Annotated in this window: 23 protein-coding genes and 1 pseudogene; 14 read left to right on the forward strand and 10 right to left on the reverse strand. The window is 70.9% G+C overall.

Annotated features, from left to right (window positions below):
- The 4 genes and pseudogenes from ACYVNR_RS19495 to ACYVNR_RS19510 form a co-directional block, all read left to right on the forward strand.
- Positions 1-235 (forward strand): annotated as a pseudogene (locus ACYVNR_RS19495) (metallophosphoesterase); the annotation flags it as partial.
- A gap of 19 nt (positions 236-254) precedes the next feature.
- A complete protein-coding gene (locus ACYVNR_RS19500; RefSeq protein WP_461050370.1) occupies positions 255-875 on the forward strand; it encodes a class I SAM-dependent methyltransferase in 621 nt (206 codons plus the stop codon).
- 110 nt (positions 876-985) lie between these two features.
- Positions 986-1,696, forward strand: a complete 711-nt coding sequence (locus ACYVNR_RS19505; protein WP_461050372.1) for a DNA alkylation repair protein — start codon at positions 986-988, stop codon at positions 1,694-1,696.
- The gene (locus tag ACYVNR_RS19510) at positions 1,693-3,039 is read left to right on the forward strand and encodes an MATE family efflux transporter (RefSeq protein WP_461050374.1); all 1,347 of its coding nucleotides are present in this window, start codon (positions 1,693-1,695) and stop codon (positions 3,037-3,039) included. Before ACYVNR_RS19505 ends, ACYVNR_RS19510 begins: the two co-directional genes overlap by 4 nt.
- Positions 3,040-3,213: 174 nt before the next feature.
- Here the strand turns inward: ACYVNR_RS19510 and ACYVNR_RS19515 are convergent, their stop codons facing one another.
- Both ACYVNR_RS19515 and iolC read right to left on the reverse strand, forming a co-directional pair.
- The gene (locus ACYVNR_RS19515; RefSeq protein WP_461050376.1) at positions 3,214-3,807 is read right to left on the reverse strand and encodes an MSMEG_6728 family protein; all 594 of its coding nucleotides are present in this window, start codon (positions 3,805-3,807) and stop codon (positions 3,214-3,216) included.
- 304 nt (positions 3,808-4,111) lie between these two features.
- Positions 4,112-5,086: a 5-dehydro-2-deoxygluconokinase gene (gene iolC / locus ACYVNR_RS19520; RefSeq protein ID WP_045189123.1), complete on the reverse strand. Its 975-nt coding sequence runs from the start codon at positions 5,084-5,086 to the stop codon at positions 4,112-4,114.
- A 213-nt stretch (positions 5,087-5,299) separates the two neighbouring features.
- On the opposite strand from iolC, the gene ACYVNR_RS19525 reads away from it, so the two are divergent.
- From ACYVNR_RS19525 to ACYVNR_RS19550, 6 genes are all read left to right on the forward strand, one after another.
- The gene (locus ACYVNR_RS19525) at positions 5,300-6,631 is read left to right on the forward strand and encodes an ABC transporter substrate-binding protein (RefSeq protein ID WP_461050378.1); all 1,332 of its coding nucleotides are present in this window, start codon (positions 5,300-5,302) and stop codon (positions 6,629-6,631) included.
- Between the two features lie 68 nt (positions 6,632-6,699).
- The gene (locus ACYVNR_RS19530) at positions 6,700-7,692 is read left to right on the forward strand and encodes a carbohydrate ABC transporter permease (RefSeq protein WP_045189119.1); all 993 of its coding nucleotides are present in this window, start codon (positions 6,700-6,702) and stop codon (positions 7,690-7,692) included.
- The gene (locus ACYVNR_RS19535) at positions 7,689-8,570 is read left to right on the forward strand and encodes a carbohydrate ABC transporter permease (protein WP_458799071.1); all 882 of its coding nucleotides are present in this window, start codon (positions 7,689-7,691) and stop codon (positions 8,568-8,570) included. Before ACYVNR_RS19530 ends, ACYVNR_RS19535 begins: the two co-directional genes overlap by 4 nt.
- Positions 8,567-10,081: a GH1 family beta-glucosidase gene (locus ACYVNR_RS19540; RefSeq protein ID WP_461050381.1), complete on the forward strand. Its 1,515-nt coding sequence runs from the start codon at positions 8,567-8,569 to the stop codon at positions 10,079-10,081. The genes ACYVNR_RS19535 and ACYVNR_RS19540 overlap by 4 nt, the downstream gene beginning before the upstream one ends.
- Positions 10,078-11,109, forward strand: a complete 1,032-nt coding sequence (locus ACYVNR_RS19545; RefSeq protein ID WP_045189113.1) for a LacI family DNA-binding transcriptional regulator — start codon at positions 10,078-10,080, stop codon at positions 11,107-11,109. The genes ACYVNR_RS19540 and ACYVNR_RS19545 overlap by 4 nt, the downstream gene beginning before the upstream one ends.
- A 324-nt stretch (positions 11,110-11,433) precedes the next feature.
- Entirely contained in the window at positions 11,434-11,868 is a 435-nt protein-coding gene (locus ACYVNR_RS19550) for a DUF6299 family protein (protein WP_461050384.1), read from the forward strand.
- Positions 11,869-11,963: 95 nt separating this feature from the next.
- On the opposite strand, the gene rplI is transcribed toward ACYVNR_RS19550, so the two are convergent.
- The 6 genes from rplI to ACYVNR_RS19580 form a co-directional block, all read right to left on the reverse strand.
- A complete protein-coding gene (gene rplI / locus ACYVNR_RS19555; RefSeq protein WP_045189111.1) occupies positions 11,964-12,410 on the reverse strand; it encodes a 50S ribosomal protein L9 in 447 nt (148 codons plus the stop codon).
- 26 nt (positions 12,411-12,436) lie between these two features.
- Positions 12,437-12,673: a 30S ribosomal protein S18 gene (gene rpsR / locus ACYVNR_RS19560; protein ID WP_013494395.1), complete on the reverse strand. Its 237-nt coding sequence runs from the start codon at positions 12,671-12,673 to the stop codon at positions 12,437-12,439.
- 112 nt (positions 12,674-12,785) lie between these two features.
- A complete protein-coding gene (locus ACYVNR_RS19565; protein WP_045189107.1) occupies positions 12,786-13,403 on the reverse strand; it encodes a single-stranded DNA-binding protein in 618 nt (205 codons plus the stop codon).
- Between the two features lie 59 nt (positions 13,404-13,462).
- Positions 13,463-13,750: a 30S ribosomal protein S6 gene (gene rpsF, locus ACYVNR_RS19570; RefSeq protein ID WP_045189105.1), complete on the reverse strand. Its 288-nt coding sequence runs from the start codon at positions 13,748-13,750 to the stop codon at positions 13,463-13,465.
- Between the two features lie 266 nt (positions 13,751-14,016).
- Positions 14,017-15,384, reverse strand: coding sequence for a glycosyltransferase 87 family protein (locus ACYVNR_RS19575; RefSeq protein WP_461050386.1), 1,368 nt, complete (start codon positions 15,382-15,384; stop codon positions 14,017-14,019).
- 39 nt (positions 15,385-15,423) lie between these two features.
- Entirely contained in the window at positions 15,424-17,673 is a 2,250-nt protein-coding gene (locus ACYVNR_RS19580; RefSeq protein WP_461050388.1) for a transglycosylase domain-containing protein, read from the reverse strand.
- A gap of 296 nt (positions 17,674-17,969) precedes the next feature.
- On the opposite strand from ACYVNR_RS19580, the gene ACYVNR_RS19585 reads away from it, so the two are divergent.
- The 4 genes from ACYVNR_RS19585 (at position 17,970) to ACYVNR_RS19600 (ending at position 21,422) form a co-directional block, all read left to right on the forward strand.
- Positions 17,970-18,515 (forward strand): SigE family RNA polymerase sigma factor, encoded by a 546-nt coding sequence (locus tag ACYVNR_RS19585; RefSeq protein WP_461050390.1) that lies wholly within the window; start codon positions 17,970-17,972, stop codon positions 18,513-18,515.
- Positions 18,512-19,603: a hypothetical protein gene (locus ACYVNR_RS19590; protein ID WP_461050392.1), complete on the forward strand. Its 1,092-nt coding sequence runs from the start codon at positions 18,512-18,514 to the stop codon at positions 19,601-19,603. Before ACYVNR_RS19585 ends, ACYVNR_RS19590 begins: the two co-directional genes overlap by 4 nt.
- 76 nt (positions 19,604-19,679) lie before the next feature.
- Positions 19,680-20,327 carry a PadR family transcriptional regulator gene (locus ACYVNR_RS19595; RefSeq protein ID WP_045189095.1) on the forward strand — a complete coding sequence of 216 codons (648 nt, stop codon included), beginning with the start codon at positions 19,680-19,682 and terminating at the stop codon, positions 20,325-20,327.
- A gap of 3 nt (positions 20,328-20,330) precedes the next feature.
- Complete coding sequence (locus tag ACYVNR_RS19600) at positions 20,331-21,422, forward strand: inositol-3-phosphate synthase (protein WP_045189093.1); 1,092 nt, start codon at positions 20,331-20,333, stop codon at positions 21,420-21,422.
- Between the two features lie 118 nt (positions 21,423-21,540).
- Here ACYVNR_RS19600 and ACYVNR_RS19605 read toward each other — a convergent pair whose 3' ends face one another.
- Both ACYVNR_RS19605 and ACYVNR_RS19610 read right to left on the reverse strand, forming a co-directional pair.
- Complete coding sequence (locus ACYVNR_RS19605; protein WP_461050395.1) at positions 21,541-21,939, reverse strand: septum formation family protein; 399 nt, start codon at positions 21,937-21,939, stop codon at positions 21,541-21,543.
- Positions 21,864-22,412, reverse strand: a complete 549-nt coding sequence (locus ACYVNR_RS19610; RefSeq protein ID WP_461050397.1) for a DUF4190 domain-containing protein — start codon at positions 22,410-22,412, stop codon at positions 21,864-21,866. The genes ACYVNR_RS19605 and ACYVNR_RS19610 overlap by 76 nt, the downstream gene beginning before the upstream one ends.
- Positions 22,413-22,414 lie beyond the last annotated feature (2 nt).

Raw genomic sequence — 22,414 nt, forward strand, 5'->3', positions numbered from 1 at the left:
GGCCGCCGAGTCGGCGCGTGGAAAGGGCGTCGACCTCCAGCTGTCGGGGCACACCCACGGCGGCCAGCTGTGGCCGTTCCGCTACGCCGTGCTGCTGCAGCAGCCGGTCATCGACGGGCTCGGCACAGTCGGCGACGTGCCCGTCCTCACCAGCCGCGGCGCGGGCGCGTGGGGTCCCCCCGTACGCGTGCTGGCCCCTCCGGAGATCCCCGTCATCACGCTCCGGGTGGGCTGACCCCGCCTAGGCTGCGGGCATGGGCTTCTGGGCGAGACAGGTCACGCCGCGGCTGGTCGCCGGCGCGGAGAACGAAGCGCTCGTGGCGCTGCGGTCACGCGCCTGCGAGGGACTCCGGGGTGAGGTCGTCGAGCTCGGCTTCGGCAGCGGCGGCAACGTGGGGCTCTACCCGGTCGAGGTCACCCGGGGCGTCGCCGTCGAGCCCTCCGACGTCGGGTGGGACCTCGGAGCCACACGCCGGGCCGGCAGCCCGATCCCGATCGTCCGCGGCGGCCTCGACGGGCAGCGTCTCGAGCTCGACGACGAGAGCGTCGACGCGGCGCTGTCGACCTTCACGCTGTGCACCATCCCCGACGTCGCCGCCGCCCTGTCCGAGGTGCGGCGCGTGCTGCGTCCGGGCGGGTCCCTGCACTTCCTCGAGCACGGCGTCTCACCCGACGACCGCGTGCGCCGCTGGCAACACCGTCTCGAGCCGATGCAGAAGCGCGTCTTCGACGGCTGCCACCTCACTCGGCCCATCGACGAGCTCGTCGAGCAGTCAGGGCTCGTCGTCGAGCAGGTGGAGCGGGCGTACGCCCCGATGCCCTCGCTCATGAAGCCGTGGACCTTCGGCTACCTCGGCCGCGCGACGAAGTCCTGACCGACCGGTCGTCGCACACCGCCGACGTCCCAGGCTCGGGGGCCGGGCGGGGCCGCCGAGGCCCGTGGGCAGTCCGGAGCGCGACACCGGTCTCCGACTACCGTGGGCGCATGACGACCGGCCCCCACCTCGACCTCGTGTCGGCGGTGCGGGCATCGCTCGAGCAGCAGGCCGACCCGGTGCGCGCCGCCGGCCAGCGGCGCTACATGAAGTCGACGATGCCGTACTTCGGTCTCACCGCGCCGCAGCTCAAAGCCGCCCTCGGCCCCCTCCTCCGCGATCCCGCCTTCGCCATGGAGTCGCGTGGCCAGTGGGTGGCCACCATCGGCGCCCTCTGGGAGGAGGCGACGCACCGGGAGCAGTGGTATGCCGCCATCGCCCTCGCGCGCCACCGCGCCTATCGCGCGTGGGTCGGCAGCGAGGCGATGCCTTTGTGGGAGAGGCTGATCCGGGCGGGCGCCTGGTGGGATGTCGTCGACGACATCGCGACTCACCTGGTGCGGGACACCGTGCTCGCCGCCCCTGCGGTCGAGGGACTGCGGCTGCGCGAGTGGGCGGCTGCCGACTCGTCGTGGGTGCGCCGCGCGGCGATCATCTGCCAGGTCGGGGCAGGAGCACGGCTCGACCAGGAACTGCTCACGGACGTCATCGAGCCGAACATCGACGACCCGGACTTCTTCAGCCGCAAGGCGATCGGCTGGGCACTGCGCGACCACGCACGGCACGACCCCGACTGGGTGCTCGCCTTCGTCGCGGCGCACCCCCACCTCTCCGGCCTGTCGCGACGCGAGGCGCTCAAGCACCTCGGGGCGCCGGCGTGAGCGACCCGACCGCAGACGCCGGGCACCCCGGCCATCGCCGCGAGATCGTGCGGCTCGCGGTGCCCGCGTTCCTCGCCCTCATCGCCGAGCCCCTCTTCCTGCTCGCCGACTCCGCGATCATCGGCCACCTCGGCACCGCCGAGCTCGCCGGTCTGGGCGTCGCGAGCGCCGCGCTCGTCACGGCCGCCGGCATCTTCGTCTTCCTCGCCTACGGCACGACGAGCGTCGTCGCGCGCCACCTCGGCGCCGGTGACGAGAGCTCGGCGATCAGCGCCGGCATCGACGGGCTCTGGCTGGCGCTGGGACTCGGTGTCGTCACTGCCACGGTGGTCGCTGCCGGAGCCCGCCCGATCAGTGCCGCGTTCGGGGCCTCACCGGCCGCGCTCGAGCAGGCGACGACCTACCTGCGCATCTCCGCCTTCGGCATCCCGGCGATGCTCGTGATCCTCGCCGTGACCGGCGTGCTCCGGGGCCTGCAGGACACGACGACGCCCCTCGTCGCCTCGGTCGTGGGCTTCGGCGCCAACATCGCGCTCAACCTCCTCTTCGTCTACGGACTGCACTGGGGCATCGCCGGATCGGCGTGGGGCACGGTCATCGCACAGACCGGTATGGGGCTCGCCCTCGTGGGCGTCCTGCTCGCGCGGTCCCGGGCACGCAAGGCCCGGCTGCGCCCCCATCCGGGCCGCATCCTCGCGGCCGCGCGCACCGGCATACCGCTGCTCGTGCGCACCCTCGCCCTGCGCGCCACCCTGCTCGTCACGACGTGGGTCGCCGCCTCGCTGGGCGACGTGCCGCTCGCCGCCCACCAGGTCGCGATGACGGTGTGGTCGTTCCTCGCCTTCGCGCTCGACGCCCTCGCGATCGCCGGCCAGGCCATCACCGGTCGGGCGCTCGGCGCGGGCGACCGCGAGGGGGTGCGGCTCGCGATGGGCACCATGGTGCGTTGGGGCGTGTGGGGCGGCCTGGGGCTGGGACTGCTCCTCGCCGCAGTCCACTCCGTGATCCCCCCGCTCTTCACGACCGACCCGGCCGTGCGCAGTGCCCTCGGCGCCGCCCTCGTCGTCGTCGGGCTCGGCCAGGCGGTCGCCGGGTATGTCTTCGTGCTCGACGGCGTGCTCATCGGCGCCGGCGACGGCAGCTGGCTCGCGTGGGGCATGGTCGTCACCTTCGTCGCGTACCTGCCGTTCGTGCTCGCCGTCCGGGCCATCGGGCCGAGCGGGTCGCCGAGCCGTGACGTCGTCGTGCTGTGGGCCGCGTTCACGGCCTTCATGGTCATCCGCGCCGTCGTGCTCGGCTGGCGCGCCCGCGGGGGCGCGTGGATGGTCGTCGGCGCGCGCTGACCCGCCGCCGTATGCCGTCTGTCCCGAGCCCAGCGACCGCCCGCTTCCCCTCCCCCCGAGTCGAGTGCTCAGTACCCGACGTCTCGAAACTGAGCACTCGACGGTGGGGGCGTGTCGGGAACTGAGCACTCGACGGTGGGGGCGCGTCGGGAACCGAGCACTCGACGGTGGGGATCAGTCGGGCGTGGACGCTCGGCGGGTGCGCCAGGCCTTCTCGGCGGCAGCGCTGCGGCGGCGACGCCGCGCCTCCTGCTCGCGCTCGGCCCGCCGCGCCGCAGCGGCCTCGCGGCGGCGCTCCCGCTCGAGCACCGCCTCCGAGCGAACGGGCCACACGTACGGCAGGTCCGGCGGCACGTCCGGGAACACGGCGGCGTAGTGGGCGGGGTCCTTGCGCACGAGCGCCGAGCGGTGGCTGCGCTGCACCTCCTCGTCGGCCAGCCACGGGGGCAGCGCCCCGTCCGACGCGAGGCTGTCGTAGTCGCGCAGGCGGGTCACGCCGGCTGTGGCGAGGTCGGCCCGGATCGTGGCGGCGCACGTGTCGCCGAAGCCGCGACCAAGCCACTCGTCGCACATCGCGAGGCCGTACGAGCCCAGCGCCTCCTCGAAGCCCTTCCACATCAGCACCGCAGGGTGCGACGCCCACGCGTAGCCGGCCACCGTGAGCGCCCGAACGATCTGGATGACCTCGACGCGCTGCTTGCCGAGCCGTTTCGTGTCGAGCACCCCCGCCGTCCGGGCGAAGTCCGCGTAGGGCACGAACGTCTGCACGAGCTCCTCCTCGGGTGCGGTGTGGCCGCCGGACCACGCGACACGGGCTGCATACCCGAGGCGCCCGGTTCGACCCCCGCACTCCTCATGTGCAATGACGCGGCCCACCGGACCGCGGAGTCTGAGACAACTACTACGGCATTCCCAGCGTTCTTTAAGGATGGGCGTTCATAGTCGTTCTCGTGAGTTGCTCCTGTGCGACTCGGTGATCTCCTCCCCCTGTCGGATCACCGGGTCAAAGGGCACCCGCCCCTGCTGGCCGAGTTCGGCGACAAGACCAGCAGGGGCGGGTTTTCTTTTGCCCTCAGAAGGCCCCGTCGGCGACCTCGACGTCCGAGAGCAGCTCCTGCACCTCGGCCGTGGTCGGCATCGCGGTTGAGCACTCGAACCGACCGGCCACGAGGGCCCCTGCGACGTTGGCGAAGTGCAGCGTGCGCTCGAGGTCCCAGCCCTCGAGCAGGCCGTGCACGAGTGCACCACCGAAGGCGTCGCCGGCGCCGAGGCCGTTGACGACGCGCACGGGGAACGGCCCCACCGACACCCTCTCGGTGGGCGTCACGGCGAGGACGCCACGCGGCCCGAGCTTGACGACGGCGAGCTCGACCCCGGCCTCGAGCAGCCGGTCGGCGGCCCGCTCGGGGTCGGACTCCCCGGTGGCCACCTCGCACTCCTCGGCGTTGCCGACGGCAACGGTGACCTTGCCCAGAGCATCGCTCACCCGCCGGTGGGCCTCGTCGGCGTCGGTCCAGAAGACGGCGCGGTAGTCGAGGTCGAGGACGGTCAGCGGCGCCCGGCCCCGCTCTTCCCACGCCGCATGGTGCGCGCTTCGGCTCGGCTCCTGGCTGAGCCCGGTGGCGGTCGACCAGTGCACCCGAGCCTGTCGAATCGCTTGCATCGGAAGGGATTCCGCGGTGATGAGCAGGTCCGGCGCGACGGGGTAGCGGTAGAACCAGATGGGGAAGCTGTCGGGCGGGAAGATCTCGCAGAAGGTGACCGGGGTCGGCGGCCCACCGCGGACGGTCTGCACATGGGCGTCGTCGACGCCGAGCTGCAGCAGCTCGCGGTGCACGAACCGACCGAAGGCGTCGTCGGCCACGGCGCTGACGAGGGCCGCGCGCCGGCCGTGGCGGACCGCGGCGACGGTGACGTTGGCGGCGCTACCCCCGAGGAACTTCTCGAAGGTGCGCACCTCGTCGAGCGGCACCCCGTGCTGGAGCGGATAGAGGTCGACGCCCACCCGCCCGATCGCGACGAGGTCGTAGGTGGTCGTGCTCGTCATGGGAGCCTCCCGCTCGGCGTCTGCTCGTCGGTGCCTGAGCGCCCCACGCTAGCCTCCGGAGCGCCCGGACGCGGTGTCACGGAATGGTCACGGGTCTTGACGGCGAGCACCGCACCCCTCCATTCTCTCCCGTGAGAGCGCTCTCACGCATCGTGTCCACGCACGGAGAGCGCTCCCACACCCACCCAGGGGATGAGACCGAAGGAGCTCTCCATGACATCCCGTTCCATGCGGACCGGCACGCCCACCGTGCGCTCGCGCCACGTCGCCCTCGCCACCCTCACGGTCGGCCTGCTCGCCCTGTCGGCCTGCAGCTCGGGCTCGGCCGGCGACGGGGCAGCAGCCCCGGCCGGCGCCGCCACCCCGGCCGGTGGCGGTCAGGTCACCCTGACCCTCGCCACCTTCAACCAGTTCGGCTACGAGGAGCTCATCCCCGAGTTCGAGAAGTCGCACCCGAACATCAAGGTCACCCACAAGAAGGCGGCCACCTCCAACGAGGCCCGTGACAACTTCTTCACCCGCCTCTCCGCCGGCAGCGGCATGGCCGACGTCGAGGCCGTCGAGGTCGACTGGCTGCCGGAGATGCTCCAGTTCTCCGACAAGTTCACCGACCTCAAGAGCAGTGACACCGACGGCCGCTGGCTCGACTGGAAGACCAAGGCCGCCACCGACGCCGAGGGCCACCTCATCGGCTACGGCACCGACTCGGGCCCCGAGGCGATCTGCTACCGCAGCGACCTCTTCAAGGCCGCGGGCCTGCCGAGCGACCGCGAGTCGGTCGCCAAGCTGTTCGGCAACACCTGGGAGAGCTACTTCGCGGCCGGCAAGCAGTTCAAGGCCAAGTCCAAGGTCCCCTTCTTCGACAGCATCGGCGCCACCTACCAGGGCATGGTCAACCAGCTCGAGGCCGCCTACGAGAACCCGAGCGACGACGCCATCACGGCGACCGACAACGCCACCGTCAAGAAGATCTACGACCAGGTCGTGACCGCCGGCATCACCGACGGCCTCTCGGCCAAGCTCCAGCAGTGGGGCGACGACTGGACGGCGAGCTTCCAGAAGGACGGCTTCGCCACGATGCTCTGCCCCGGCTGGATGGTCGGTGTCATCGAGGGCAACGCCAAGGGCGTCAAGGGCTGGGACGTCGCCAACACCTTCCCCGGTGGCGGCGGCAACTGGGGCGGCAGCTACCTCACCGTGCCCAAGCAGAGCGCCCACCCGAAGGAGGCCCGGGAGCTCGCCGCGTGGCTGACCGCCCCTGAGCAGCAGGTCAAGGCCTTCAAGAAGGTCGGCGCGTTCCCGAGCCAGAAGGCAGCCCTCGAGAGCAAGGACCTGCTCGGCTTCAAGGTCGCCTCGTTCAACAACGCGCCGACTGGCCAGATCTTCGCCGACCGCGCGAAGGCCGTCACGCTCTCGCCCTACAAGGGCACCCACTACTTCGCGATCAACGACGCGATGCAGCAGGCGCTGACGCGTGTCGAGCAGGGCACCCCCCCGCAGGAGTCCTGGGACAAGTGGGTCAACGACGTCAAGGCCCTCGGCTGACCCCACGCTGACGTGGGGGTCCGGTGCCACCGCCGGCACCGGACCCCCACCCGACGAGCGGACGCACCATGAGCATCCAGTCCCCCACCCGCGCGACGCCCTCCTCGACCGAGGCACCCCCTCCCGTCCACCGCTCCCCCATCGCCCCGCGGGCGGGGTGGCGGCGACGCCTGACGAAGCTCGACGAGAAGGCCTCGCCGTACGCGTACGTCAGCCCCTTCTTCATCCTCTTCGGCGTCGTCGGGCTGTTCCCGCTGCTCTACACGGCGTGGGTCTCGCTCCACAAGTGGAGCCTCATCGGCGGCCAGGGCGACTTCGTCGGACTCAAGAACTACACCGACGTGCTCGCCCAGCCGTTCTTCTGGAACGCCCTGAAGAACACGATCAGCATCTTCCTGCTCTCGAGCGTGCCGCAGGTCATCGCGGCCCTGCTCATCGCGGCCGCGCTCGACAGCGGGCTGCGGGCCCGCACCTTCTGGCGGATGGGAGTGCTGCTGCCCTACGTCGTGGCGCCCGTTGCCGTGGCGCTCGTCTTCAGCGACCTCTTCGGCGACAAGTTCGGCCTCGTCAACCACCTGCTCGGCCTCGTCGGCATCGACCCCGTGCAGTGGCACAAGGAGGTGCTGCCCAGCCACCTCGCCATCGCGACCATGGTCAACTTCCGGTGGACCGGCTACAACGCGCTCATCTTCCTCGCCGCGATGCAGGCCATCCCCCGCGACTACTACGAGGCCGCCCTCATCGACGGCGCCGGCCGGGTGCGCACCTTCTTCTCCATCACCGTCCCGCAGCTGCGGGCGACGATCATCTTCGTCGTCATCACCTCGACCATCGGCGGCCTGCAGATCTTCGACGAGCCCCGCATGTACGACCAGTACGGCCTCGGTGGCGCCGACCGGCAGTGGCAGACGCTGACGCTCTACCTCTACCAGCTCGGCTGGACCCAGAAGAACTTCGGTCGCGCCGCCGCGGTCGCCTGGATGCTCTTCCTCATCGTCGTCGTCTTCGCCCTCGTCAACTTCCTCGTCACCCGCCGGATCGCCTCGAAGGGACAGCGATGACCACCTCGACCGTGACCCCACCGCGCCCGACGGGCCGCGCCCGCCGCACGCGGGTCGTGCGACGCGCCCAGGCCGGCCGGACGGCATACGTCGTCCTCACCATCGTGCTGCTCGCATCGGCGTTCCCCCTCTGGTGGTCGTTCGTCATCGGCAGCAAGGACTCCGCCGCCATCGTGCGCGACCCCTACTCGCTCGTGCCGGGCGGCCACTTCCTGCAGAACGCGGCCACCGTCGTGACGACCGTGCCGTTCTGGAAGGCCCTCGGCAACAGCGTGCTCGTCAGCGGCACCGTGTCGCTGCTCGTCGTGCTCTTCTCGGCCCTCGCCGGGTTCGCGTTCGCCAAGCTGCGCTTCCGCGGCCGCTCCGGCCTGCTCGTCTTCGTCATCGCGACGATGGCCGTGCCGACCCAGCTCGGGATCGTGCCGCTCTTCATCGTCATGAGCCGCCTCGGGTGGATCGGCAGCGTGTGGGCCGTGATCCTGCCCAGTGCGGTGAGCGCGTTCGGCGTGTTCTGGATGACGCAGTACCTCCAGGAGGCGCTGCCCGACGAGCTCATCGAGGCCTCCCGCGTCGACGGCGCCTCCACCCTGCGCACCTTCTGGTCGGTCGCGCTTCCGGCAGCCCGACCGGGCGCCGCGATGCTCGGCCTCTTCACCTTCATCGCGACCTGGACCAACTTCTTCTGGCCCTTCATCGTGCTCGACCCGGGCAACCCGACACTGCCCGTCGCGCTGCAGCAGCTGCAGGCCGCCTACTTCGTCGACTACTCGCTCGTGCTCAACGGGGTCGTGCTCATGGCCCTGCCCCTCATCGTCCTGTTCGTCCTCGCCGGGAAGCAGCTCGTCTCCGGCATCATGCAAGGAGCAGTCAAGGGATGACCGCCAACCCCGCCACCTCGCTGCGCACGTCTGCCAGAACCCTTGTCACCCAGGCCCGCCCGGTGCCGAGGGACTTCGACCTCGGTGCCGCGACCGCGGCCTACCAGATCGAGGGGGCCCGGCACGTCGACGGCCGCACCGACTCGATCTGGGACACCTTCGCACACACGCCGGGTGCCGTCGTCGACGGAGACACCGGCGACGTCGCGTGCGAGCACCACACGAGGTATGCCGCCGACGTCGAGCTGATGCGGTCGCTCGGCCTCCAGTCCTACCGTTTCTCGACGTCGTGGGGCCGGGTCTGCCCCGACGGCGGGCCCGTGAACGCCAAGGGCCTCGACTTCTACGAGCGGCTCGTCGACTCGCTCCTCGAGGCCGGCATCGCGCCCTGGCTGACCCTCTACCACTGGGACCTGCCCCAAGCGCTCGAGGACCGCGGCGGCTGGACGTCGCGCGAGACGGTCGACCGGTTCGTCGACTACTCGCTCGCCGTCCACGACCGGCTCGGCGACCGGGTGCGCACGTGGACCACGCTCAACGAGCCGTTCTGCTCGGCGTTCCTCGGCTACACCGGCGGCATGCACGCCCCGGGGCGCACGTCGCCCGCCGACGGGCTCGCTGCCGCGCACCACCTGCTGCTCGGTCACGGCCGGGTGGTCCGGGAGCTGCGCGCCCGCGACGCGTCGCTCGAGCTCGGTCTGACGCTGAACTTCACGGTGGCCGACCCGCTCGACCCGTCCGACCCGCGCGACGTCGACGCCGCCCGCCGCGTCGACGGCCAGATGAACCGGATCTTCCTCGACCCGGTCTTCCGGGGCCACTACCCGGCGGACGTGCTCGAGGACGTCCGCCACCTGGGACTCGAAGACCACATCATGGACGGCGACCTCGACGTCATCTCGACGCCGATCGACGTCCTCGGCGTCAACTACTACAACGGTGAGGCGATCGGCCACGAGCCGCCCGCCTCCGCCCTCGACGACTCCGTCAACGGCGGTCGCGAGACCCGTTCGCCCTTCCCGGCCGCCGACTCCTCCTTCCGCCACCCGCGCGGCCTGCCCGTCACCGCGATGGACTGGGAGATCCAGCCGGAGGGGCTGACACGCCTGCTCGTGCGCCTCCACGAGGAGTACGCGGGCCCCGCCGGCACCGTCCTGCACGTGACGGAGAACGGCGCCGCCTTCGACGACGTCGCCGACGAGGACGGCTTCGTCGACGACCGGGGGCGCACGGCATACGTGCGGGCCCACCTCGGCGCGGTCCTCGACGCGGTCGACGCCGGCGTGCCCGTACGGGGCTACTTCTACTGGTCGCTGCTCGACAACTTCGAGTGGGCGTGGGGCTACGCGAAGCGCTTCGGTATCGTCCGAGTCGACTACGACACCCAGGTGCGCACGCCCAAGGCGAGCGCCCTCGACTACGCCCGCATCATCGCGACCCGCCAGCTGCTCCCCGCAGCCGACGCCACCGACGACGTGGACACCGGACCTGCAGGAGACACCGAGGCATGAGCGACGGGACGCTGGCATCGCCCGTCGGGCGACCCACCCTCGAGGAGGTCGCCCGGGTGGCCGGCGTGTCCCGCGCCACGGTCTCACGGGTCATCAACGGCTCGCCCAAGGTCAGCCCCGACGTGCTCGCCGTCGTCGAGAAGGCCATCGCCGAGCTCAACTACGTGCCGAACCGGGCGGCCCGCTCCCTCGTCGCCCGGGCGACGATGTCGATCGCGCTCGTCGTGCCCGAGGACGCGCACCGGTTCTTCGGCGACCCGTACTTCGCCGACGTGGTCCAGGGCATCAGCGACCGGCTCGACGACAGCGACTACGTGCTCAACCTCCAGCTGACGCACCCGAGCTCGCCGTCGGAGAAGACCCGCCGCTACCTGCTCGGCGGCAACGTCGACGGAGCGCTCGTCGTCTCGCACCACTCGGGCGACCACTTCCTCGCCTCGCTCGGCCGCTCGCTCCCCGTCGTCTTCGGTGGCCGCCCGATCGGCGAGATCGCCCACCCCGGCGACTACTACATCGACGTCGACAACCGGACCGGTGCGCGGCACGCCGTCGAGCACCTGGTCGGGCGGGGGCACCACAACATCGCCACGATCACGGGCCCGGCCGACATGCCCGCCTCCGTCGACCGCGAGCTCGGGTGGCGCGACGCCCTCGCGGCCGCCGGGCTGTCGGACCACCGCATCGCGCACGGCGACTTCACCGAGGCCGGCGGCATCCGGGCCGCGCTCGCCCTCGTCGACGAGCACCCCGACGTCGACGCGATCTTCGTCGCGAGCGACCTCATGGCGAGCGGCGCCCTCCTCGCCCTCGAGGAGCGGGGCCTCTCGGTGCCCGGCGACGTCGCCATCGTGGGCTTCGACAACAGCCCCTACGCCACGCGGGGCAAAGTCGGCCTCACGACCGTGGCACAGCCGGCGCAGGAGATGGGTGTCGTCATGGCAGACACCCTGCTGCGGCTGCTCGCCGGCGAGACTCCCCCTCGCGTCACGACCCTCGCCACGCACCTCGTCGAGCGCGACTCCGCCTGACCCAGAGCACATGGTCGAGTCCGCCACGGGCCCCGCCCAAGCACTCGAGTGCTCACTTTCCGACACGCGAACCGGGCACCCGGCTCGGCGGAGGCGTCGGGAACCGAGCACTCGACTCATGAGTGGGTCGAAAAGTGAGCACTCGACTCGTGGGGAGCCCGCCCAGTCTCCGTCGAGTGGCCACTTCCCGACGCAGAAGACTGAGCACTCGACTGGTGGGGGCACCAAAGAAATCTCGGCGGGGCTGACAACCGATCCGGCGCACCGAGGGTTCTAGGTGGCAGTGGCTCGACGAACGAGCCCAGCAGACAAGGGGATCCACGAATGTCCATCACGCGCACCTTCACCGCCCTCGCCCTCGCCGGCTCCGCCGCCCTCACGGCGACCACTCTCACGGTCGCGCCGGCGCACGCCGGTGGCGCGCCCGGCTTCAGCACCGTCACCGTCGACCGCCAGGCCGTCCTCGCCGACGGGCAGATCACGGTGGGCGGCACCTACTCCTGCATCGTTCCCGACCCCGAGGCGACGTCGGGGGCCGGGACGATCGGTGTCGAGCTCGTCACCCGTGCGGGCGTGGCCACCACGGGGTCGGTCGCCGTCACGTGCGACGGGACCACGAGAGACTGGACGGTCACGGCACCCGCGGGCGGGTTGCGCGCCGGGCGGGTCCAGGTCCACGGCCACGTCGAGGTGACCGACAGCGATGGCAACACCCCGTGGAACCAGTTCGACGCGGCGGTCAACCTGCGCCGCGCCTGACGACACCGGCACACCACGGCATGACGAAGGGCCGGGACCCGCGATGCGGATCCCGGCCCTTCGACCGTGCTGCTGAGGTGCTGGTGAGCCTGGGCTCAGGCGGGGACGACCTCGAACTTGAGGGTCGCCGCGACCTCGGGGTGCAGACGGACGGTCGCCTCGTAGGAGCCGAGCGTCTTGATGGCCTGCTTGACCTCGATCTTGCGCTTGTCGAGCTCGGGGCCACCGGCAGCCTTGACGGCAGCGGCGATGTCACCGTTGCTGACGGCGCCGAAGAGGCGACCCGACTGGCCGGACTTGGCCGGCACCTTGACCGAGGAGGCCTCGAGCTGACCCTTGATGCCCTTGGCCTGGTCGAGGTCCTTGATCGAGCGGACCTCGCGGCCCTTGGTCAGGGCGTCGACCTGCTTCTGGCCACCCTTGGTCCACGGGGTCGCGAGACCGCGCGGGAGCAGGAAGTTGCGGCCGTAGCCGTCCTTGACCTCGACGATGTCGCCGGCCTCACCGAGACCCGAGACCTCGTGCGTGAGAATGAGCTTCATGATGTTCTCCTGTTCTCGAGCGGGGCTCAGCGAGCCGAGCTCGAGTAGGGCAGCAGGGCCATCTCACGGGCGTTCTTGACGGCCGTGGCGATGAGACGCTGCTCCTGGACGGACACACCGGTCACGCGACGCGCGCGGATCTTGCCGCGGTCGGAGATGAACTTGCGCAGGAGCGCGGTGTCCTTGTAGTCGATGTTCTCGACCTTCGCCGCCTTCAGCGGGTTGGCCTTCTTCTTGGGCTTGCGCACAACGGGCTTTGCCATCGTGGTGCTCTCCTTCTTGATGAGAGCCCGGGGTTCGTGCCCCGGGATGGTTCTGAACTACTGGGGTGTGTCGTGCGGCGCGGTCACCGCACGACGGTGCTGACCTGCTCGATCAGAAGGGGGGCTCGTCGTAGCTGGGGGCCGAGCCCCAGCCACCGCCCTGCTGGCCGCCGGAGGGCTGAGCTGCGGGCTGGCCACCGGCCGGCTGTCCCCAGCCACCCTGGCTGCCGCCGCCCTGAGCACCCTGGCCACCGGCGTTGCCACCGGTCGCCCACGGGTCCTCGGCCGCGCCGCCGCCGGAGCCACCGCTCCAGCCGCCGCCCTGGGCGCCCTGACCGCCGCCGAAGCCGCCACCGCCGCCACCGCGCTGGGTCTTGTTGACCTTCGCGGTCGCGCTGCGCAGGGACGGGCCGATCTCGTCGACGTCCATCTCCACGACGGTGCGCTTCTCGCCTTCCTTCGTCTCGTAGGAACGAGACTTCAGGCGGCCGGACACGATCACGCGCATGCCCCGCTGGAGCGACTCGGCGACGTTCTCCGCCGCGTCGCGCCACACCGAGCAGCGCATGAACAGCGTCTCGCCGTCCTTCCACTCATTGCTCTGGCGGTCGAACTGCCGCGGCGTCGAGGCCACGGTGAAGTTCGCGACCGCGGCACCGGACGGCGTGAAACGCAGCTCGGGGTCGGCGGTCAGGTTGCCGATGATCGTGATGACGGTGTCGCCTGCCATGGACCAGTCCTTCTTTGGGTGATCTTTGGTTGATCGAGCGGTTCAGTGAACGAGCTGAATCAGGCGCCGGGGCGCAGCAGCTTCGTGCGCATGACCGACTCGCTGAGGTTCAGCTGGCGGTCGAGCTCCTGGGCCGTGGCCGGCTCAGCAGACATCGTGACGACGACGTAGATGCCCTCGGACTTCTTCTTGATGTCGTAGGCGAGGCGGCGACGGCCCCAGATGTCGACGTTGTCGACGGTGCCGCCGTCGTTCTTCACGACGGTGAGGAACTTGTCCATCGTCTTGTCGACGGTGCGCTCTTCGGTCTCCGGGTCGAGGATGACCATGAGTTCGTACTGACGCATGCTTCTAACCCACCTCCTCTGGTCTCGGCGGTCACGAGTCTCTCTCGTGACAGGAGGGTTGCATTCGTCCCGCCGTGGGCCTGGCCCCGCCTGGTCTTCCAGCCGGGTCCCAGCCTCGCAGACCTCACCGACACCGGTCGGCTCGAATCCACAGGCTGCAGGGCACACGACGAACTGGGCAAGACTACCGGGCGACCCGGCATACGCAGAAATCGAACCGCCGACACCGCCCGCGGCCCCACGGCCCCACGGCCCCACGCCCTCGCTCAGGAGAAGCGGACGATGAGGCGGTCCTCGGCGCCGGCCATCGGCCCGGCGAGGTCGTCCGCCTCGGGGCCCGGCGTCTCGTCCGAGCCGCCCCAGCGCTCGCGGGCGCGCAGCCACACGACGGCGACCAGCCACAGCACCGCGACGACGCGCAGCATCGAGAAGAACGCGTACCACTGGGGCGGCATGCCGCGGTCGGGCACCGAGGTGGCCGCGATCGTCAGCCACACGGCGACGAAGTTCAGCGCCTCGGCGCCCGCCCAGACGAGGTGGTCACGCCACTTGAGCGCGCACCACGCGACGAGGGGCAGCAGCCAGAGCGAGCTCTGCACCGTGAACGACTTGCCGGTGACGAGCACGATGCCGACCATGACGAGCGACACCTCGGCGAGGGCGGGCCGCCTCGCCGACGAGAGTGCCAGCACGGCACCGACCAGCACCGCGACGAGCCAGCCGAGGACCGCGAGGGCCGTCACGGCGCCCTCGGGCAGCGGGTGGCCCGCGAGCTGGGGCAGCAGCCACGGGGAGCCGTAGCCCGCCGGGGCCGACACCCACTCCTGGTAGGGGGAGGCCGCGGCGCCACGGTTGAGCAGCCAGGTCGCCGACAGCAGGGCCCCGAAGGTCAGCAGCGCGTAGCCGGCCGTGCGACCCGCCGCGCGCAGCCGCCCGGAACGGACGCCGAGCAGCACGATGGCGATGACGATGACCACCGGGTAGCTGCGGGCGCCGATGGCGAGGCCGAGCAGGACGCCCGCCAGCGTCGGGTTGCGGCGGGACCACGCCCACATGCCGGCGGTGGCGAGGGCGACCCCGAGCAGGTCGGCCGACACGAACGCGGCGAGCGCGGCCACAGGCGAGACCGCCACGTGCGCGGCCGAGAAGGGACGGGCGGCGGAGGACGCGACGAGCCACACGACCGCGAGCAGCAGCAGGGTCAGCAGCACCGACCACAGCGCGAAGTACCAGGCGGCCCGCGTGCGCAGCGACCCGCCGTCGGGGCCGAGGCTCGCGAGCGCCGTCAGCACGAGGCCCGTGACGGGCGGCTGCCCGGTGACCGGCGCCCCGTCGCCACCCTGCAGGTATGCCGCGAGGCCGGCCTTGACGTCCTGGTCGCGGTACGCGGTCGGCAGGTCGGCGTAGCAGGCGCTCCAGAACTGCGTGTCACCGGTGAACCCGGTGCGCAGGCACGGCGCGCGCAGCAGGATGCCGAGCCCCGCCGTGACCGCGGTCAGGGCGGACAGCACGGCTGCCGTGAGCAGCCACGGGAGCTCGCGCGCGGCGGCATACCGTCCGCGGGGCCCTCCGATGATCTCGGAGGCCGCCCGCACGACGGGGTCGTCGACGCTCTCGGCAGTGCGGCGGCTCACCGTTGGCTCACCGGGCGGTCACCACGCCCTCGGCCGGGGTCACCCGCCGCCACCCCCGCCGCCCCCGCCCGGCTTGGTGCTCGTCGGGCCCGGGAGCGGGATGGTGACCGTCGGCTGCGACGTGGTAATCGGCGGCGGCGTCGGCTTGCCGGTGCCGTTCGTCTTCGTCGGCTTCGTCGTCGGCGGCGCGGTGGTGGTCGTCGTCGTCGGCGGCGCCTGCGTGGTCGTCGGCTCCTGGGTCGTGGTGACCGGCGGCGGCGTGAACGTCGGCGTGGGGGTCGGCACCTTGTCGTCGCCGACACCGGCGCGCTGCGGGAACTCCTGGACCTCCATGTTGTCGGTGACGACCTTCATGAAGTCGAGCCAGATGTTGGCCGGGATGGTCGAGCCGTCGGAGAGCGACGACTCCTCAGGGCTGAGCGTCTGGCTGCTCTTGCCGTCGGCGGTGGGCTTGTACATGCCCACCGACACCGCCATCTGCGGGATGAAGCCGGAGAACCACTTCGACCGGTTCTCCTCCGACGTTCCGGTCTTGCCCGCGACCGGCCGGTCGAGCGTGCGCCCGATCTTCGTGGCGGTGCCGCCCGGCTTGACCGTGTAGGTCATGGCGTCGGTGACGTCGGCCGTGACGTCCTGGTCGAAGGCACGCTTGGCCTGCGGCTTCGCCTCGTAGGTGAAGTCGCCGCTCGACGAGGTGACCTTCTTGACGAGGTAGGGCTTGGCGCGCACGCCCTGCGACGCGATGGTGGAGTACGCCGAGGCCATGTCGATGACGTGGGGGCTGGCGGTGCCCAGGATGTTGGTGAGGTCGGTGCCGAGGCCAGGGGTGTTCGCCGGGATGCCGGCGTCGATGGCCGCCTGCTTCGTCGCGCTCGGACCGATCTGCTCGTTGAGCGCCACGAAGGCGGTGTTGATCGAGCGACCGATCATGCGGCGCATGTCGACCTTGCCGTAGGACGTGTCCTCGAAGTTGTTGATCTTGACGTCCTTGAAGGTCTGCGGGGTCTTCCCGTCGAACTTCGTCTTCGTCGAGATGCCCTCGCGCACCGCGGCGAGCACGCCGAACGGCTTGAAGTTCGAGCCGCCCTGCATGATCGCCTGGGTCGCGGTGTTGTACTGGTCCTTCGCGTAGTCGGCGCCGCCGTACATGGCCACGACCGCGCCGTCGCCGGGCTTGATGGCGACGAGGCCGCCCTTGACCTGCTTCGGCAGGTTGTCCTTCATCGCGGCGATCGCGGCCGTCTGGGCCTTCTTGTCGATGGTCGTGACGATGCGCAGGCCGCCGTTGTCGATCTCGCGGTCGGTGAGGCCGGTCGTGAGCAGGTCACGCTTGACCTGCGCCGTGATGTACCCGTTGGGGCCCGACGTCGACTTGACCCCCGTGTACGGGAGGATCTTGGGCAGCTCGGTGCGCTGCGCCCGGTCGGCGGCGCTCAGCCAGCCCTCCTCGACCATGCCGTTGAGCACGTACGCGTAGCGCTTCTCGAGGTTGGCCTTGGCCCGTTCGCCGTTGGCGGGGTCGAAGAGCGACGGCGCGTTGATGACCGACGCGAGCACGGCACCCTCGGAGACGGTGAGCTTGCCGACGTCCTTGCCGAAGTACGCCTTGGCCGCGCTCTGGATGCCGTAGGCGCCGCGGCCGTAGTAGATGGTGTTGAGGTACTTCTCGAGGATCTCGCCCTTGGAGAGCTGGCCGTCGATCTTGACGGCGATGAGGATCTCGCGAGCCTTTCGGCTCAGCGTGCGGTCCTGGGTGAGGAAGTAGTTCTTGACGTACTGCTGCGTGATGGTGGAGCCACCGACCTGGGCCTCGCCCGTGACGCTGGTCTTGACGGCACGCAGGATGCCGCCGACCGAGATGCCGTTGTTCTGGTAGAACGTGCGGTCCTCCGCGGCGATGTGGGCGTCCTGGACGTACTTCGGCACGCGGTTCAGCTTCACCGACTCGCGGTTGCCGTCCTGGACGGCGATGCGGTCGAGCTCGGTCTTGCCGTCGGAGTAGTAGACGATCGAGACCTGCTTGTTGGCGAGGTCGTTCGGCTGCGGGATCGCGGTCTGGTTGTAGGCGATGACGACACCGATGGTGCCGAGCACGAGCAGCACGCCGGCCGCGATCGAGCCCCACTTCAGGGTGCCGATCGCCCACTTCTTCCAACCGGTGCGGCCCTCGCCGTCGCCGCCGTCGGAAAAGCCGGCGCCGCCGTTGCGGTCTCCGCCGGACCTACGACCCCCGCGGCCGCCGCTGTTGGCCAGCTGGGCAGCGCGGACCTCGCGCCTGCTCTGCGTCACAACCTGCTCCGTTCACTGATGAGGCCCGAGAGATCCTCCCGAGCCGCCTCCCAGTATGACCCGACGGATGCCCTCGCGCCCAAAACGCAGGGTGTGGCTCACACGACCCTCACACGGTGCTCACAGGCAGGCTCCGGCGCCCCCGGCCCGGCGAAGAGGACATACCCGGCAGGGCGTGCAACCTTTCTCCCGTCCCGGACGGTCGTACAGCATGTGACGACGACGCACGCCGGCGCGCAGCCGATGACAGGGCGCACGACAGGCCGCACGACAGGGCACACGACAGGGGAGGCACGGTGGACCACGCCTCCTTCGACGACTTCGTGGCCAGCCTCTCGACGCGGCTGCTGCGCACGCCTTACCTGCTCACCCACGACCGCGCGCTCGCCGAGGACCTCGTCCAGACGGCGCTGTCGAAGGCGTGGTTCGTGTGGGGCCGCATCGAGGGCCGGCCGGAGGCGTACGTCCGCCGGATCATGGTCAACACGTATGCGAGCTGGTGGCGGCGCCGTTGGAACGGCGAGGAGGCCACGGCCGACCTGCCGGAGCGTCGTCCCGAGGGTCACCGCGCCGACGACGTACGCGTCGACGAGCGCACCGACCTGTGGCGCGCACTCGAGCGCCTGCCGAAGCGGCAGCGCGCGGTCGTCGTGCTCCGTTTCTACGAGGACCTCTCCGAGGCCGAGACCGCCGAGATCATGCAGTGCTCGGTCGGCACCGTGAAGAGCCAGGCGAGCCGGGCGCTCGCCAAGCTCCGCATCGACCCCAGCCTGCGCCCGGCCTGCGACGACGAACGCGACGGCGAACGCGACGGTGAACACGACGAGGAGCGTGCCCGATGAACCTCACCGACCTCCGCGATGAGCTGACCACCCACGCCGACGACCTCGGCTCGGCCCCCGACTTCCGTGCCGGCGTCGCCGACAGGGTCAGGCGCACGAAGCGGCGCCGGGCCGCGGCAGCAGGTGCCGGCGCGGCGCTGGCCGTCGCGGCTCTCGCCGTCGGCGCCCTCACGAGCCTCGGGCGCCCGGCACCGTCCGTGCCCGCGGGATCGCCGTCGAGCGCGGTGCCGATGCTCGGCGCCGACGGCATGCCGTACCGCACGGTCCCCGACGCGCCCGGCGACATCACCAAGGACGGCCTGCGGTTGCGGGCCCGGGTCGCGGACGACCTGCTCGAGGGAGGGGCGATCGGAGACCGGGGGCAGTCCCGGATCGCCGTCGACTGGGTTCCCAGCTCGACGTCGGTGAGCCTCGTCGGCGCGTGCTACCTCGACGGCTCCGGCGTCGGGCGCGCCAGTGAGGTCGAGCTGCGGGTGCGCATCGAGGGCATGCAGGGGTACTTCGGCTCGACGTGTCTCGGCCGGCCCACCGAGCGCGACCTGCCGACGCGCGTCTTCACGCCCGGCGAGCCGGGTCGGGGCTGGGCCGAGCTCACGGTCCGCAGGCCGGCCACCCTGATCGTGGAGGTCGTCGACCGCACGACGGGAAAGCCTCTCGACGGGTCCGACGTCCAGGTCGCCGGCGCCGTGTACACCGACCTCGGCCACCACACGCCCATCCGGGACGCGTCCGGCAAGGTCGTCGCTGTCATCCCGAACACCATCGAGCACCAGGGGTACACCTACACGCAGGTGCGGATGAGCTCGGCTCCGCTGCCGCGATGGCAGGACCTGACGGTCGGCGTGGACCCGGGTGCGGCGATGGTCCTGTGGGGCTCGGCCGGTGAGGGGCTCACCGGCACCGACGCGCCCGACGAATCAGGGATGCGTCTGGCCCGCTACCCGGGCGGGAGCGTGACCCGCGGCTACGGGTGGTGGGGCACCGATGTCCTGCCGGCCGACTCGACGGTGCGGGTGACTGCCTCCACGCAGGGCGCACGTGCCGCGCACGGCTCCGGCTTCATCGCCGTCTACGCCCCCAGCCCCTGACCCGGGATCCCAGGATCCCTCGTGGATGTGTCACCTTGATGTATCGCTGCGATATATCTGCGTGTACTGTTGACGGGTGCCCAAGCAGGACCGTCCACAGAGCCGCCGCGCCGCGCTCCTCGAGTTCGCGGTGCTCGGTCTGCTCCACGACGGCCCCCTGCACGGCTACGAGCTGCGCAAGCGGCTGACCACCGCGCTCGGCATCTTCCGGGCGCTCAGCTACGGCTCGCTCTACCCGGCGCTCAAGCACCTCGTCGACGCCGGCTGGATCCACGAGACCGAGGAGCCGCAGGCCACGCGCACCGGCCCCTCGAAGCGTCCCCGCATCACCTACGAGCTCACGCCCGACGGCAAGGAGCACTTCCAGGCCCTCGTCGCCGCCAGCGGACCCGACGCCTGGGACGACGACGACTTCGACGTCCGCTTCGCCTTCTTCTCGCGCACCGAGGCCCAGGTGCGCCTGCGCATCCTCGAGGGCCGGCGCTCCCGCCTCGAGGAGCGCCTGGCCAACGTGCGTGAGGTCAGCGCCCGCAACCGCGAGCGCATGGACAGCTACACCCTCGCCCTGCAGCAGTACGGGGAGGAGCGGGCCGAGCGCGAGGTGCGCTGGCTCGAGGAGCTCATCGTCGCCGAACGCCGGGCGGCCCTCGACCCCGGCCCGGCGGCATACGACGACACCACCGACATCACCACCCAGCGCAAGACCACCAACAACAAGGAGTGATCCATGGGATCCGTACGCGTCGCCATCGTCGGCGTCGGCAACTGCGCGAGCTCGCTCGTGCAGGGTGTCGAGTACTACAAGGACGCTGACGCCACCACCGGCGTCCCCGGCCTCATGCACGTGAAGTTCGGCGACTACCACGTCGGCGACGTCGAGTTCGTCGCCGCGTTCGACGTCGACGACAAGAAGGTCGGCAAGGACCTGTCCGAGGCCATCAACGCCTCCGAGAACAACACGATCAAGATCGCCGACGTGCCCACCACGGGCGTCACGGTCCAGCGCGGACACACGCTCGACGGCCTCGGCAAGTACTACAAGCTGACGATCGACGAGTCGGCGGCCGAGCCGGTCGACGTCGTGCAGACCCTCAAGGACGCGAAGGTCGACGTCCTCGTCTCCTACCTGCCGGTGGGCTCCGAGCAGGCCGACAAGTTCTACGCCCAGTGCGCGATCGACGCGGGCGTCGCCTTCGTCAACGCGCTGCCGGTCTTCATCGCCTCCGACCCCGAGTGGGCCGCGAAGTTCGAGGCCGCCGGCGTGCCGATCATCGGTGACGACATCAAGAGCCAGGTCGGCGCCACCATCACGCACCGCGTCATGGCCAAGCTGTTCGAGGACCGCGGCGTCGTGCTGGACCGCACGTACCAGCTCAACGTCGGCGGCAACATGGACTTCAAGAACATGCTCGAGCGCGAGCGCCTCGAGTCCAAGAAGGTCTCCAAGACGCAGGCCGTCACGAGCAACCTCACCGGTCCGCTCGCCGGCCTCGTCGACAGCAAGAACGTCCACATCGGCCCGTCCGACTACGTCGCGTGGCTCGACGACCGCAAGTGGGCCTACGTCCGCCTCGAGGGTCGCGCGTTCGGCGACGTGCCGCTGAACCTCGAGTACAAGCTCGAGGTGTGGGACTCGCCGAACTCGGCCGGCATCATCATCGACGCCATCCGCGCGGCGAAGATCGCCAAGGACCGCGGCGTCGGTGGCGCCCTGCTGTCCGCCTCGTCCTACCTGATGAAGTCCCCGCCGGAGCAGCGTCCGGACGACCTCGGTCGCGCCAAGCTCGAGGCCTTCATCGCGGGCACCGAGGAGCGCTGACCTCAGGTCACACCGAGCTGGAGCCGGGGGTGGTGGCGATCGCGAGCCTGCGAGCGTCCCCACCCACCACTCCGGTATGCCGCGAGGCCCCCTTCCAGCCGGAAGGGGGCCTCGCGCGTCACCTCAGGGCAGAGCCGGTCGTGGTGCCCTTCGGAGCGTCGACGGTGCAGATGATCTCGCGGCTACCGCGCCACGAGAAGGCGTCCTGCGGATAGATGAACGAGGGCCGGAGGTCGTCGAAGGCCTGGCGGGTGAGAAGCGGGTCGGCCCTCTCCGAGCAGCCGTCCTCGGCGGCCGCCACGACCTTGTCCTCGCCGGGCCACGGCCCCGAGGGCATCGCGAAGATCGTCACGACCTGGCTCTCGTGCGGCGAGGTGCAGGGGACGATCGTGACGCTGTCGACCTCCGTGCGACCTGCTCCCGAGAAGCAGTCGCCGGCCTTCAGGTCCTCGACGGAGGCGTCGGACGACTGCGTGACCGCACCTGAGGCATTGCGGGCGGGTGCGTCCGTCGCCACGGCCACGATGACGCGACCCAGCCCAGCACCCAGAGGGCACCGAGCGCCAGGCCGGCGATCGCCATCCCCTTGCCTCTCTGGATCCGGTCGCGCAGCTGGTTCAGGGCGACGATGCCCAGCACGATCGCGACGACCGCGGCGAGCGGCACGAAACCGAAGATGCCGCAGCAGAGCGCGGCGATCGCGAGACCGTTGCTGCCCGGCACCGGGATGCGTGGCCGCGCGGTGAAGGGGTCCCCGGTCTCCGGGGGGACTGCCGCCGGGATCCCATACGGCGGATCGGTCGGGCCGGGTGCGACGTGGGCACCCGGCGTGCCCGACAGGCCGGTGCGCCCGTCAGGGGGAGGCATGAGGGGTGGCGGGACCGGTATCGGAGCCGTCACGGGGTGCGAGGAGTCAGCGGCCCGGACGGGCGAGTCGACGTCCGGGTTCGGCTGAGGAGGGCCGCTCGGGGGCGGCAGTTCGTCGGTCACGC

It is taken from the genome of Terrabacter koreensis (genome assembly GCF_054783315.1).

Coding starts and splice junctions, on each gene's coding strand:
- ACYVNR_RS19600 (WP_045189093.1), top strand. CDS start 20,331: ATGGGATCCGTACGCGTCGCCATCGTCGGCGTCGGCAACTGCGCGAGC.
- ACYVNR_RS19545 (WP_045189113.1), top strand. CDS start 10,078: ATGAGCGACGGGACGCTGGCATCGCCCGTCGGGCGACCCACCCTCGAG.
- ACYVNR_RS19565 (WP_045189107.1), bottom strand. CDS start 13,403: ATGGCAGGCGACACCGTCATCACGATCATCGGCAACCTGACCGCCGAC.
- ACYVNR_RS19550 (WP_461050384.1), top strand. CDS start 11,434: ATGTCCATCACGCGCACCTTCACCGCCCTCGCCCTCGCCGGCTCCGCC.
- rpsR (WP_013494395.1), bottom strand. CDS start 12,673: ATGGCAAAGCCCGTTGTGCGCAAGCCCAAGAAGAAGGCCAACCCGCTG.
- ACYVNR_RS19590 (WP_461050392.1), top strand. CDS start 18,512: ATGAACCTCACCGACCTCCGCGATGAGCTGACCACCCACGCCGACGAC.
- ACYVNR_RS19540 (WP_461050381.1), top strand. CDS start 8,567: ATGACCGCCAACCCCGCCACCTCGCTGCGCACGTCTGCCAGAACCCTT.
- rplI (WP_045189111.1), bottom strand. CDS start 12,410: ATGAAGCTCATTCTCACGCACGAGGTCTCGGGTCTCGGTGAGGCCGGC.
- rpsF (WP_045189105.1), bottom strand. CDS start 13,750: ATGCGTCAGTACGAACTCATGGTCATCCTCGACCCGGAGACCGAAGAG.
- ACYVNR_RS19535 (WP_458799071.1), top strand. CDS start 7,689: ATGACCACCTCGACCGTGACCCCACCGCGCCCGACGGGCCGCGCCCGC.
- ACYVNR_RS19530 (WP_045189119.1), top strand. CDS start 6,700: ATGAGCATCCAGTCCCCCACCCGCGCGACGCCCTCCTCGACCGAGGCA.
- ACYVNR_RS19505 (WP_461050372.1), top strand. CDS start 986: ATGACGACCGGCCCCCACCTCGACCTCGTGTCGGCGGTGCGGGCATCG.
- ACYVNR_RS19500 (WP_461050370.1), top strand. CDS start 255: ATGGGCTTCTGGGCGAGACAGGTCACGCCGCGGCTGGTCGCCGGCGCG.
- ACYVNR_RS19525 (WP_461050378.1), top strand. CDS start 5,300: ATGACATCCCGTTCCATGCGGACCGGCACGCCCACCGTGCGCTCGCGC.
- iolC (WP_045189123.1), bottom strand. CDS start 5,086: ATGACGAGCACGACCACCTACGACCTCGTCGCGATCGGGCGGGTGGGC.